The 12698-nt window shown below is 65.3% G+C and carries 10 protein-coding genes; 7 read left to right on the top strand and 3 right to left on the bottom strand.

Annotated elements, in window-relative coordinates; genetic code table 11:
- Window positions 1-29: 29 nt before the first annotated feature.
- Window positions 30-620, bottom strand: a complete 591-nt coding sequence (locus tag WD430_RS09825; protein ID WP_339102269.1) for a DUF6149 family protein — start codon at window positions 618-620, stop codon at window positions 30-32.
- 268 nt (window positions 621-888) lie between these two features.
- Here WD430_RS09825 and WD430_RS09830 point away from each other — a divergent pair, with 268 nt between their 5' ends.
- The 6 genes from WD430_RS09830 to WD430_RS09855 all read left to right on the top strand — a co-directional run bounded on the left by WD430_RS09830 (window position 889) and on the right by WD430_RS09855 (window position 5582).
- The gene (locus tag WD430_RS09830; RefSeq protein WP_339102270.1) at window positions 889-2127 is read left to right on the top strand and encodes an FAD-dependent oxidoreductase; all 1239 of its coding nucleotides are present in this window, start codon (window positions 889-891) and stop codon (window positions 2125-2127) included.
- 240 nt (window positions 2128-2367) lie between these two features.
- Window positions 2368-2589: a hypothetical protein gene (locus WD430_RS09835; protein WP_339102271.1), complete on the top strand. Its 222-nt coding sequence runs from the start codon at window positions 2368-2370 to the stop codon at window positions 2587-2589.
- An 81-nt stretch (window positions 2590-2670) separates the two neighbouring features.
- A complete protein-coding gene (locus WD430_RS09840; protein WP_339102272.1) occupies window positions 2671-3081 on the top strand; it encodes a hypothetical protein in 411 nt (136 codons plus the stop codon).
- 118 nt (window positions 3082-3199) lie between these two features.
- Window positions 3200-4084 carry an aldo/keto reductase gene (locus tag WD430_RS09845; RefSeq protein ID WP_339102273.1) on the top strand — a complete coding sequence of 295 codons (885 nt, stop codon included), beginning with the start codon at window positions 3200-3202 and terminating at the stop codon, window positions 4082-4084.
- 41 nt (window positions 4085-4125) lie between these two features.
- Window positions 4126-4911, top strand: a complete 786-nt coding sequence (locus WD430_RS09850; RefSeq protein ID WP_339102274.1) for a class I SAM-dependent methyltransferase — start codon at window positions 4126-4128, stop codon at window positions 4909-4911.
- A gap of 134 nt (window positions 4912-5045) precedes the next feature.
- Window positions 5046-5582, top strand: a complete 537-nt coding sequence (locus WD430_RS09855; RefSeq protein ID WP_339102275.1) for a DUF5815 family protein — start codon at window positions 5046-5048, stop codon at window positions 5580-5582.
- A 94-nt stretch (window positions 5583-5676) separates the two neighbouring features.
- Here the strand turns inward: WD430_RS09855 and WD430_RS09860 are convergent, their stop codons facing one another.
- Window positions 5677-7788 (bottom strand): PAS domain S-box protein, encoded by a 2112-nt coding sequence (locus tag WD430_RS09860; protein WP_339102276.1) that lies wholly within the window; start codon window positions 7786-7788, stop codon window positions 5677-5679.
- 308 nt (window positions 7789-8096) lie between these two features.
- Here WD430_RS09860 and carB point away from each other — a divergent pair, with 308 nt between their 5' ends.
- Window positions 8097-11321 (top strand): carbamoyl-phosphate synthase large subunit, encoded by a 3225-nt coding sequence (carB, locus tag WD430_RS09865; RefSeq protein ID WP_339102277.1) that lies wholly within the window; start codon window positions 8097-8099, stop codon window positions 11319-11321.
- Window positions 11322-11485: 164 nt separating this feature from the next.
- Here carB and WD430_RS22605 read toward each other — a convergent pair whose 3' ends face one another.
- Window positions 11486-12004 carry a stage II sporulation protein M gene (locus WD430_RS22605; protein WP_407067118.1) on the bottom strand — a complete coding sequence of 173 codons (519 nt, stop codon included), beginning with the start codon at window positions 12002-12004 and terminating at the stop codon, window positions 11486-11488.
- Between the last annotated feature and the right edge of the window lie 694 nt (window positions 12005-12698).

A 12698-nucleotide genomic window follows, 5' to 3' on the forward strand; every position in this document is an offset into this window, starting at 1 on the left:
ATCGCGGCGCGCGACCGAACGGCGTTCGATCAGTCGTCGTCGGAATCGCCGACGCCGACCGCCTTCGAGACGTCGACGTCGTCGGGCTCGTCCTGACCGCCCACGACGAGGTCACCGTCTTCGCTCTCGACGTAGACGTCGTCGGCGAACCCGCCCTCCGCGTGGGGGTGTTCGGGTTCATCGAGTTTCTCGGGCGTCGACGGCGCCTCGGGTAGCCCCGCCGGGGGTTCGAACTGGCCGAGCGGATCGTCGATCGTGACGTCCCACCGCTCGAAGAAGTCGCCGTAGCGCTCGTAGTGGGCCTCGAGTTCGTCGACCGGAATCTCCATCATCTCGGTCCAGCCGTGGTTGTAGAAGTCGAAGTTGGCCTGGATGTGGGTGATCTCGCGGGCCTCGGCCTCGGAGAACCCTTCCTGGAGCGCTCGCAGGTAGGAGTCCATCGTCGCGTCGAAGAGGCCGTCGAGGCGGTCCTTCCGTTTCTCGGCGTGGGCCGGATCCGCTTTGCCGAGGAAGATCTTGGTGTGCAGGCGGACGAGTCCCGACTTGGCGACCGAGCGGATTCCCGGGGTCTCGAGGGCCTTCCGATAGGCGAAGTGTTTCGCGTTCTGGCGGAGTTTCATGGCGTCGTCTACGGCGCAGCGCCTAAAGAACGGTTCGGACAACTATGCAGGTCTCGGTCGCGAGACCGACGCTTCGCTCGAGCGGCCGATTGTCAGAGATAACAGCAAACCTTGCGAAACCGACTATCGGAAGCTAAATACGGCTATGTAATTACCGGGATGAAGGTATATCCCCGATTTCGGTATACAACTGTTGAAGTGAAACTCCCACGTGGTAAAATAGACGAGATAGCAACCCACTTTAACCCGCATTACGAACGGTCCGAATATGACCCATTACGTGATCATCGGTGACGGGATCTCGGGCAGTTCGGCTGCCGAGACCCTCCGGGAGGAGGATCCGGAGGCGACGATTACCGTCATCACCGATGAGGGGGAGCCACTGTATAACCGAATTCTCATCAAGGAACACGCGAAGGGCAAACTCCCCGAGGCCCCCATCTCGATTCACGACGAGGAGTGGTACGACGAGCGCGATATCGACCTCTCGCTGAACACCCACGTCACGAGCGTCGACACGGACGAACGGATCGTCCACACCCACGACAGCGGCGAGATCGAGTACGACAAGCTCCTGGTCGCGACCGGCGGGACGCCGACGCAGCTCCCGGTTGAGAACAGCGACGCCGACGGCGTCCACCACTTCTGGACGTTCCAGGACGCCCGCGGGATCCGCGAGCACGCCGAGGCGTCCGACCGGGGCGTCATCGTCGGCGCCGGCCTGTTGGGCATCGACTTCGCGGCCGTCTGCGGCGCGCAGGGCATCGAGGCCGACTACCTGATGCGCGGCGACCGCTGGTGGCGCTACGCCCTCTCGAACGAGGGCGCCGAGATCATGCACGAGGGCATGCGCGAGGTCGGCGTCGAACCGGTCTTCGACAGCGGCGTCGACCGCTTCGAGGTCGACGACGACGGCCACGTCACCGCCGCGGTCGATCCCAACGGCGACCGGTACGACTGCGACTTCGCCGGCGTCGCCATCGGTCTGACCTTCAACACGGAGTTCCTCCGCGGGGCCGGCCTCGAGCAGGACAACGGCATCGTCGTCGACGAGTACATGCAGACCAACGTCGACGACGTCTACGCGGCCGGCGACATCACGCGCTTCTACGACGTCCTGCTGGGCGATCAGGCCCAGAACGGCTCGTGGGGCTCGGCCAAGGAACAGGGTCGGGTCGCCGCGGTCAACATGGCCGCCGACGACGAGGACGAGGAGTTCGAGTGGGTCTCCTCGTACTCGATCACGCACTTCGACTTCCCGTTCCTCTCCTTTGGCCACCCGACGCTGGGCGACGAACACGCCGAGCGCAAGTACAGCGACACCGAGTGGCGCCGCATCGCCTTCAAGGACGGCAAGATCGTCGGCGGCGTCCTCATCGGCGACCTCTCGCCCCAGAGCAAGCTCAAGCAGCTGATGCGCGAACAGCGCGAGGTCGCCGATCAGGCCGAGGTCCTCCTCGAGCAACGGGTCGATCTCGACGAACTCGCGCCGGCACAGGAACAGTAGCGGCCGTCGGCGTGGCCGGCCGCGGTCCGGTCGCCGCTCGCGGCTCTCATCGTCCGTTCGCGGACTGGTTTTACTCCCCCACGATCGGGTATCAACGCCCGTCATACCGAGGGTCACGTTCGCCGTTCGGTACCGTGAGTCGGCCGTTTCGAATCGACTTTCGAATCGACGCGAGACACCGATTTGCGTCGATCTCGGCGGAACCGTTAAGTAGTATAGAGTCATTTGGTAACAATGAACATGGGTTCCACTGAACTCCTCCAACGACGGGTACACCTCGAGCGCGCCGACTCCGTGTCCTCGGGTACGACCGTCCGCCACGTCGATCAGCTCGGTACGGACACGCTGGAGGCGTTCTACGAGTGTCTCGAGGAGAATCACCCGGTTCCGGAGTCGGAAGTAGATCTCGAGGCCGGCGAGGTTATCGTCTTCACGGAGTACTATCGCGTCGTCCGCGTCTAGGTTCCTCGGCGTCGCCGCTCTCGCTCTCGGCCCGTCGGAAGTATCGAAGTCGTTTTCCCGCGTGCGCGCCTCCGGTGACCTATGAACGGCGATAGCGACATGACCCTGGCGTTCGAACTCGAGGCGCTGAAAGAGCTCGCCTCGCCCGAGAGCGTCTTCGAAGACGCCAGAGGCTGGACCGAGTACATCGGCGTCGTCTCCGAGAAGCCCACGTACGTCGTGACGAACTTCACCCGGAAGAACCGCATCCGACAGGACTTCTTCTCCGGCCCCCGCGGCAAGGCCGAGAGCCTCGAGGGCGTCAAAGACCAGTTCGACACCGACCGGTACGTCTTCATCGGCTCGAACGAGGAGGACGAACAGCTGGCCGACGAGGTCGACTGGGAGTACTTAGACGTCGAAGACGCCGCCGAGGCGGCCGACTGGATCGTCGCCGCGGACACCGGGACCGGCGACGACGACGCCGAACCGGTCCGCGACGACTGGCCCTGAGACCGTTCCGGTCGCGGCATCCGTTTCCTCTCACTGTTGTACTCCGCGGATCGGATCGATCGAACGACCGCCCGCGTAATGGCCCGCGACTTATGTGTGGGCTCCCCGATGAACCGCTATGGAAACGCGTGATCTGGGTCCGACCGGCCACGAAAGCACCGTTGCGACCTTCGGCGCGATCGCACTCAACTGGCTCGAGCAGACGGGCGCGAACCAGATGGTCGAACTCGTCCTCGACCGCGGGGTCAACCACTTCGACGTCGCGCCGACCTACGGCGACGCGGAGCTCAAGCTCGGTCCCAAACTCCGCCAGCACCGCGAGGAGATCTACCTCGGCTGCAAGACCCAGGAGCGGGACTACGACGGCGCGCGCCGCAAACTCGAGCGCTCGCTCGACCGCCTCGGCGTCGATCACATCGACCTCTATCAGGTACACGGCCTCGAGTACGAGGACGAACTCGAGGAGATCACGGGCGACGACGGCGCGCTCGCGGCGTTTCGGGACGCCAAGGCGGAGGGGCTGATCGGCGACATCGGCCTCACGAGCCACGGAAACCCGCAGCTCATCCTCGACGCGATGGATCGGATCGACGACCTCGCGACGGTGATGTTCCCCATGAACCCGGTCGTCGCCGCGAAGGGCGACGACGACCACGATTACGAGGCCGTCCTCGAGCGCGCGGACGAGGACGGGATCGGTACGCTCGGGATCAAGGCCTTCGCGAAGGGATCGTGGCCCTCGACGGACGAGTTACCCGAAGCGGATCGGCCGTACTCCAACTGGTACGAGCCGGTAGACACGCCCGACGGGATCCGCGAGCGGTTCGACTTCGCCGCCTCGCAGGGGCTGTCGACCGTCATCACGCCCGGCGATCCGAAGCTCGTCGCGATGGTACTCGATGCGGCCAGACGCTACGACGGGATGGCCGAGAGCGAACAGCGCTCGCTCATCGAGGAAGCGCGACACGACGACAGTCCGGTCCCCGAACAGCTCCACCACTGAACTGCCAGCACAGCGAGACGAGACGCGAGGACACGAGACCCATGGACGTTCCACGCACCGTGACGGCCGCCCTCGAGGACCGCCCCGTCGACGGGGCGGTCTGTCTGGAGGCCGGGGCCGGCGCCGGCAACGCGACGGCCGGCCTGCTCGCGAACGGGGCGACCGAGGTCTACGCCGTGACCGACGACCGAACGCACGCGGAAACCGCGCTCGAGCGCGTCCCGGTGGAGCGCGACGCCGCCGATTCGGATCGAGGCGAGACGCGGACCGGGGTCGGGACCGGATCGACGAGCGAGCAGCGACTCGCCGTCCTCGAAGCCGACCTTCGGGCGATCCCCCTTCCCGACGACGCCGTCGAGGTCATCACCGCACACGGGCTGTTCAACGTGGTTCCGCCCGCGGATCTCGACGCCATCGTCGCCGAGCTGACCCGCGTCGCGGCGCCGGGCTGTCACCTCGTCGTCGACGACTACGAGCCGTTGCCCGACGACGCCGCGGTTCGGGACCTCTTCGCCCTCGAGAACGCGGCCGCGGAACTCGTCGACGGCGAGCCGATGCTGTCGTTCTATTCGTCGGAAACGCTTCGACGCCTGTTCGTCGGCTACGGATGGGAACGCGATCGACGGCGGACGCTGTTGGATCCAGTCCCGTGGACCGCGAGCCACCTCGAGGCCCACGCCGCCGCGGTCCGCTCGCGCGTCGACGCGCTCCCCGCGGACTCGGAGGTGGGCCCGGCGTTGCTCGAGCGGGCCGACGCCCTCGTGGACACGATCGGCGCGGAGTCGGTCGGCGAGATGTACAGCATCGCGCTGCGCCGACCGGAGTGACGGAGTCGACGACGCACCCAGGACGACGACTGTAGCCGGCGACCACGCGCCTCGACTGACGACTAAAGCCAGCAGCCACACGCCTCGAGTCTCGAGTCGTCGCCCTTTTGGCTCGGCCCGCCCAATGACGGGCAATGGCAGAGCCCCGCGTCCCGGGATCCGGCGGCGACCGGCACCTCGAGCTTCCCTGCGGTAACTCGATCGACCCCCACGAGATCGATCTGGGGATGCGCGAGTACTCCTGTCCCTGCGGCGGGACCCACGCCGTCGTCACCGACGTCCATCCGCCCTCGCGGTTCTTCCCCGAATCGCTCGTCGCCGTCCTCCGGGAGACGATCGAACCCGCCGACGAGTTCGAGGAGTTCGGCACGCCCCACCTGCTGGGCGTCGTCATGGAGGAGTTCCCCGAGAAGGTCCGCACCTACGACGCCAGCGACGACGGCGCCGTCGGCTACGCGATGCTGTGGGTGACCGACTTCGACGCCCGACGACTCCACGAGATCGTCGTCGAACTCGTGGTCGAACTGATGGAACACGCGGTCAGCCACGCCGACGACGACACCGCTATCTCCGAGTTCGAGACCCAGATGCTCGAGTTCGACGTCGAGGAGTTCGTCGACCAGTACCGGCGCCAGCGCGAGTTCGAGAGCGAACACGACCGCGCGCTCTGAAACACCGGATCGACCGCCCGACAATAGTCACCGAACCGAATTACGCACTGATCGAAACGCCGTCATGCGATCAGGTGTGCACTGACATCGACTTTCAGTGGCTCCTATCGCCGTCGATCGAGACGGCCAATCGCAACCCGCCCGCGTCGCTCTCCTCGAGCGCGATCGACCAGCCGTGGGCCTCGACGACCTCGGCGACGATCGCCAGTCCGAAGCCGGTCCCCTCGGCGGCCGTACTGTACCCCCACTCGAGGACGCGATCGCGTTCGTCGGGGGCGATACCGGGGCCGTCGTCGTCGATCGCGAACCCCTCGGGGGTCGGCTCGACCGTGACCGTGACGGTCGCTCCGGTGCGCTCGAGATCGTCCTGTTGAACCTGCGAGTCAGGGCTCGTCGAACCGTGTTCGACAGCGTTGCGAAACACGTTCTCGAAGAGGACGCACAGCCGCGCCTCGTCGCCGTCGACCGTCGGCAGCGACTCGTCGGACACCACCTCGAGGTCGCCGTCGACCGTTCGATCGGCGCGCTCGACGACGGCGGCGAGGTCGACCGGTTCGGTCTCGGTCAACCGCTGTCCGTTCCGGGCGAGGGTCAGGACGTTCTCGATGAGTTCGTCCATCCGCTCGACGGCCCACTCGATCTCCGCGCGGTGGTCGTCGGCCGTTCCGTCGACCAGGTCCCCGAGGAGCTCGAGGTGGCCCATCGCGAGCGTCAGCGGGTTCCGGAGGTCGTGTGAGACCGTGCTGGCGAAGGCCTCGAGCCGTTCGTTCTGGCGCTCGAGTTCGCGGCTGCGGTCGGCGAGTTCGCCCTCGCGCTCGGCGCGATCGAGGGCGGCTTCGGCGTTGGCCGCGAGGATCCGCGCCAGCGCCAGCGTCTCCGGGTCGAAGTCGTTGGTCTCGAGCGAACTCACGATGAAGATACCGTGATCGCCGAGCGGAACGTGGGCCTCGCTGCGGATCGGCGTGTCGGGGTTGCGAACGTTCGGTGCCCGCCGGACGTCGCCGTGAACCATCGCTTCGCCGGCCTCGTAGGCGTCCCAGGCGATCCCGCCGCCGGGTTCGATGTACGGTGAGGAGCCGTCGAACAGGTCGACCGCGCGGTCGCTCATCGCGGCGGGAACGAGTCCGCCCCGGTCCGCGTCGTCCGCAGCCGCTGCGCCCGTCGGCTCCTCCGCCCCGTCTACGGCCGGGCCGTCGGCCGATCCGTCGCCGGGGGAGCGGACCGCCGATCGCGTCAGTACGTTCGGTTCGTACAGGTGGACGGCGTTGAGATCGAGATCGAGCGCGTCGGCGGCGACCTCCGTCACGACGCGGGCTACCTCGTCGGTCTCGGTCGCCGCCATCAGCCGCCGCGTCCCGTCGTGGAGCCGTCGGATCCGTCGTTCGCGCTCCGCGCGTTCCGAGACGTCGCGGACCACGCCGACGCTTCCCGTCACCGCGCCGTCGGCGTCGACCAGTGGCGCGACGTTGGCTTCGGCGTCGCAGGTCGTCCCGTCGCCGAACTCGACGGTTACGTCGGTCGTCTCCCACGCCCGATCGTCGACCGTTCGGAGGCCCTCGAGCGTCGCCCGGACGCGGTCGGCGTCTTCGTCGACGACGAAGTCGCTCATCGGTCGGCCGACGAGGTCGTCGCGCGTCGTCTCGAGGGCGTCGGCCATGGCCTCGTTGGCCATCTCGATGCGGCCGTCCGCGTCGAGGACGTACATCGAGTCCCCGACCGTTTCCACGAGCGTTCGATACCGCTCGAGGTCCCGCTCGTGCTCGCAGCCTCGATTCGCTCCCCCCACGGTTCGAAGCTGGGCGCGCAGCCGCTCGAGCGAATCCGCACGCCCCTTCGGAACGTACCCCGAGAATCCGGCGGTGATCGCCTCGCTGGCGAGCGCCTCGCTCCCGTCGTCCGTGTAGAGAACGAACGGCACGGTCGCGAGTCCGTCGGCCCGCAGGGAGTCGTACAGCGCGAGCGCGTCCGCGTCCGTGTCCGCGAGGCGATATTCGGTGACGACGCAGGCGTACGCGCTCGACTCGTCGGCGAGCGCCTCGCGGAGGGCGGCCGCGGTCGTCACCGTCTCGATTTCGATCGCGGCGTCGTCCGCATCGTCCGCGCCGGTCGCGAGTGCGAGCGATACGCGGCGTCGAGCCGTCTCGTCGGGATCGACGTACAGCACGGCTCCCGACGGCAGCGAACCTGTGCGTCCGGCGTCGACCATCTCGTTGCGTTCGAACAGTCAGGGAGTCACGATAAGCGATTCGGCCGCGGCGCGTGATCCCGCTCGTCCGCGCGTCGATCCGTGAACTCGAGGCGGGGAACGCGGCGGATCGTCGATCCGTGGGACGGAGCGGCCGATCACGCCGGAGATCGGATAAAATCCCGGGACTTTCCGTCGAAACGGAGGAACCCATCGCCCCGAACGGGAAGCGCATCGAGCCGCGGGTTCGAATTTCGAAAAGCCATTTCGAGATTCGTACTGTATCGTGGGGCTTATTACGATGTACGAACTCCGGACGAACAAGAGAAATGAGTACGGACCACCAGAGCGAGGGCGACACCGGCGACGGACGCACGATTTTACTGATCGGGAGCGGCCCGATCCAGATCGGGCAGGCGGCCGAGTTCGACTACTCCGGCGCACAGGCCTGCCGGGCGCTACAGGAGGAGGGCGCCCGCGTCGTCCTCGTCAACTCCAACCCCGCGACGATCATGACGGACCCGGAGATGGCCGACCGCGTCTACATCGAGCCGATCACGACCGAGGCCATCGCGGAGATCATCCGCGAGGAGCAGCCGGACGGCGTCATCGCCGGCCTCGGCGGCCAGACCGGACTGAACGTCACCGCCGAACTCGCCGAGGAGGGCGTCTTAGAGGAGTACGGCGTCGAGATCATGGGGACACCGCTGGACACGATCTACGCCACGGAGGACCGCGACCTCTTCCGCCAGCGCATGGAGAAGATCGGCCAGCCGGTCCCCGCGTCGACGACCATCTCGCTCGAGGAGGGCGAGGAGGTCTCGGAGATGACCGAGGACGACCTGAAAGAGCGCGTCCAGGCCGCCGTCGACGAGGTCGGCGGGCTCCCGGTCATCGCCCGAACGACCTACACGCTGGGCGGCTCCGGTTCGGGCGTCGTCCACGAGATGGACGAACTGCTGCGCCGCGTCCGCAAGGGGCTGCGCCTCTCGCGTAACAGCGAGGTGCTCATCACCGAGTCCATCGCGGGCTGGGTCGAGTACGAGTACGAGGTCATGCGCGACGCCGACGACTCCTGTATCATCATCTGCAACATGGAGAACATCGACCCCATGGGCATCCACACCGGGGAGTCGACGGTCGTCACGCCCTCCCAGATCGTCCCCGACGAGGGCCACCAGGAGATGCGCACCGCCGCGCTCGAGGTCATCCGCGAACTCGGCATTCAGGGCGGCTGTAACATCCAGTTCGCCTGGCGCGACGACGGTACTCCCGGCGGCGAGTACCGCGTCGTCGAGGTCAACCCGCGCGTCTCCCGCTCCTCCGCGCTGGCCTCGAAGGCGACCGGCTACCCGATCGCCCGCGTGACCGCGAAGGTCGCGCTCGGCAAGCGCCTCCACGAGATCGAGAACGAGATCACGGGCGAGACCACGGCCGCCTTCGAGCCCGCGATCGACTACGTCGTCACGAAGGTGCCCCGGTGGCCCAAGGACAAGTTCGACGACGTCGACTTCGAGCTGACGACGGCCATGAAGTCGACCGGCGAGGCGATGGCCATCGGCCGCACCTTCGAGGAGTCGCTCCTGAAGGCGCTTCGCTCGAGCGAGTACGAACCCGACGTCGACTGGGCCGAGGTCAGCGACGAGGAACTCGAGGAACAGTACTTAGAGCGTCCCTCCCCCGACCGCCCGTACGCGATGTTCGAGGCCTACGAGCGCGGCTACACGGTCGACGAGGTCGTCGAACTGACGGGCATCTTCGAGTGGTACGCCGAGCGCTTCAAGCGCATCGCCGACTCGACGCTCGCCGCACAGGAGGGCGACTTCACCGAGGCCGCGATCGCCGGCCACACCAACGCGTCGATCGCCGCGACGGCCGGCGCCGACGTCGACACCGTCGAGAGCGAGGTCCCGGGTCGCACCTACAAGCAGGTCGACACCTGCGCCGGCGAGTTCGAGGCCGAGACGCCGTACTACTACTCCTCGCGCAAGAACGAGTTCGAGAAGGGGCCGCTGCTGGGCGACGCCGCCTCGGGCGAGCTCGAGGTCGATCGCGACGTCGAGAGCGTGATCGTCGTCGGCGGCGGTCCGATCCGCATCGGACAGGGCGTCGAGTTCGACTACTGTTCGGTCCACGCGGTCCAGGCGCTCCGTGACATGGGCATCGACGCCCACGTCGTCAACAACAATCCCGAGACCGTCTCGACCGACTACGACACGTCCGACGGCCTGTTCTTCGAGCCGATCACGGCCGAGGAGGTCGCCGACGTCGCCGAGGCGACCGGCGCCGACGGCGTGATGGTCCAGTTCGGCGGCCAGACCTCCGTCAACATCGGCGAACCGCTCGAGGACGAACTCGAGCGCCGCGGGCTCGACTGCGAGGTCATGGGCACGTCCGTCGAGGCGATGGACTTAGCCGAGGACCGCGACCGCTTCAACGCCCTGATGGACGACATGGGCATCGCCCAGCCGGAGGGCGGCGCCGCCCACAGCAAGGAAGAGGCGATGCAGCTCGCCCACGAGATCGGCTACCCGGTCCTCGTGCGCCCCTCCTACGTGCTGGGCGGCCGCGCGATGGACGTCGTCTACGACGACGCGGAGCTCGAGACCTACATCGAGGAGGCCGTCCGCGTCAGCCCGGACAAGCCGATCCTGGTGGACGACTTCCTCGAGGACGCGGTCGAACTGGACGTCGACGCCGTGGCGGACGGCGAGGACGTCCTCATCGGCGGCGTGATGGAACACGTCGAGGCCGCGGGGGTCCACTCCGGCGACTCGGCCTGTATGATCCCGCCGCGCTCGCTCGACGACGACACGCTCGAGCGCGTCCGCGAGGTCACCGAGGACATCGCCGAGGCGCTCGACACCGTCGGGCTGCTCAACGTCCAGCTCGCGGTCCGCGACGGCGAGGTCTACGTCCTCGAGGCGAACCCGCGCTCCTCGCGTACCGTCCCCTTCATCTCGAAGGCCACGGGCGTCCCGATCGCCAAGCTCGCCGCGAAGGTCATGGCCGGCGACTCGCTCGCGGACCTCGACGTCGAGGAGCAGATCCCCGAGCAGACCTCGATCAAGGAGGTCGTCCTGCCGTTCGACCGCCTGCCGGGCTCGGACCCGCGTCTCGGCCCGGAGATGAAGTCCACGGGCGAGGTCATGGGCAGCGCCGACACGTTCGGCAAGGCCTACGACAAGGCCCAGGACGCGACGGGCAAACCGATCCCCGAGTCGGGCACCGCCATCATCGACCTCTCGGCCGACAAGTTCCCGGACCCGGAGACCGAGGAGGGCGAGGCGCTGGTCGACGGCTTCACCAAGTACTTCGACCTCTGTGAGGAAGTCGACCTCGCACAGGCCGTCCGCGAGGGCAAGGTCGACCTCATCGTCTCGCGCGACCGCGACCTGCTCGAGGTCGCCGTCGAGGAGGAGATCACCTACTTCTCGACGCCCGCCAGCGCGTCGGCCGCCCTCGAGGCGCTCGAGGCGAAGGACGAGCCGATCGACGTCGAGTCGATCACCGACCGTCCGAAGCGCGCCGCCGAGTGGGGCCGCTCGGAATAAGGCCGGCTCGAGGGAAGCGAAATCGATCCGTCACACGGTTCAGATCACCCGGCTGCCCATTTTCAGCGGGAAATTTATCTGGTCCGCAATGCCAAGCGATAAAGCGAGTGATTCGATCGCTCAATATATGCGGTACCGAGCGGAATGGGGTATAATGTAACTCGCTAAAACGCGATGGCAACCATCGGTGTTACTATCGCTTCTATCCACGCTGCAACACCGAGCAACAGAATCGCGAAAGCGAACTGACGGCCACTCCGCTTCACGGACGACTTTCTGAGTAATGTCTCTTGTTTTCCTGAAAAATATCGGATCAATTCGAACGGTACGCGTAGACCTGCTGCACCCGCAAGCCAAAACGCTGGTAATTCAACGATAGCATGTGGTACTAAGAGAACAATGGAATATAGAACGTTCTCACTCCCACTAAGCGCGTATCCTACAACAAAGCCATTGTAAAATAGCGTAATTGAAGTGCTAACTCCAAAAGTGAACGTACCGACATAAAGAAGAGTTGCTACCATAGCATTTCTCGAGAAGAAAAACCAGATCGACTGCTCACCTCCTGTGGGAGAATTGACGGGGATAATCGGACTCTGCGTTAATAGACCTACAGACACTCCGACAAAAAAGAGGACGATCGATGCGGTAAGCGGAGGATCGGATCGTATTGTCCGTATCACTGCTACTCCGATTGCCAATAGAGTATCGAAGCCGCTGCAACGAGTCCGGCCACAACTACTGGAACTGAAGCGACGAGTATTGTCTGTTCGATCGTCACGTAGTCAGACAGTATATATATTATTGCTGTCGCTAATGACCCGGCCAATATGACAATGTTTGCAGTGTGGCGTTCGACACTGTTGTTGCTTCTATTCATACACTGATTTCTCCTTCGAGTACTTATACACCAGCACCGACTACGAGCCCTGCTCCACCGGTGACTGCTCCGGCGAGTGCGACACCACTTAGGGACGAGGCGCTGATTCCTGCCCCGACAACTGCGTCCGTACCACCAGCCGCACCGCCTGCTGCTGCTGCCCCACTACTGGTGGCATAATACGTTACTTCTAAGAGAGCGCTGGTAGCGCCTCCGAATGCTATGCTGGCAGCTACGCCGATAATTGCCATTGCCGTCATCGCTGCAACCGTTTTATCCTCGGAGAGGCCGAATTTATTATTGGAATAGCGCATTCTCTATTAATATCTATAGAACAATAACTTCCAATATGTTATAAATTCATTGTTGTTATATTCACCATAGTTTATTTATTATAGTCCATTACCCGCTGGTGCACACCGCGGACACGGAGACGCTACCGACCGATCGGTAGCGCGAACTCCTCGAGATCGCGATACGGGAGGGACTTCGAAGTG

It is taken from the genome of Haloterrigena sp. KLK7 (assembly GCF_037914945.1).
GTDB classification, from domain to species: domain Archaea; phylum Halobacteriota; class Halobacteria; order Halobacteriales; family Natrialbaceae; genus Haloterrigena; species Haloterrigena salinisoli.

What these genes read in the sequence shown, in the direction of transcription:
- WD430_RS09825 (WP_339102269.1), bottom strand. Translation starts at nt 620, where the DNA reads ATGAAACTCCGCCAGAACGCGAAACACTTCGCCTATCGGAAGGCCCTC.
- WD430_RS09830 (WP_339102270.1), top strand. Translation starts at nt 889, where the DNA reads ATGACCCATTACGTGATCATCGGTGACGGGATCTCGGGCAGTTCGGCT.
- WD430_RS09835 (WP_339102271.1), top strand. Translation starts at nt 2,368, where the DNA reads ATGGGTTCCACTGAACTCCTCCAACGACGGGTACACCTCGAGCGCGCC.
- WD430_RS09840 (WP_339102272.1), top strand. Translation starts at nt 2,671, where the DNA reads ATGAACGGCGATAGCGACATGACCCTGGCGTTCGAACTCGAGGCGCTG.
- WD430_RS09845 (WP_339102273.1), top strand. Translation starts at nt 3,200, where the DNA reads ATGGAAACGCGTGATCTGGGTCCGACCGGCCACGAAAGCACCGTTGCG.
- WD430_RS09850 (WP_339102274.1), top strand. Translation starts at nt 4,126, where the DNA reads ATGGACGTTCCACGCACCGTGACGGCCGCCCTCGAGGACCGCCCCGTC.
- WD430_RS09855 (WP_339102275.1), top strand. Translation starts at nt 5,046, where the DNA reads ATGGCAGAGCCCCGCGTCCCGGGATCCGGCGGCGACCGGCACCTCGAG.
- WD430_RS09860 (WP_339102276.1), bottom strand. Translation starts at nt 7,788, where the DNA reads ATGGTCGACGCCGGACGCACAGGTTCGCTGCCGTCGGGAGCCGTGCTG.
- carB (WP_339102277.1), top strand. Translation starts at nt 8,097, where the DNA reads ATGAGTACGGACCACCAGAGCGAGGGCGACACCGGCGACGGACGCACG.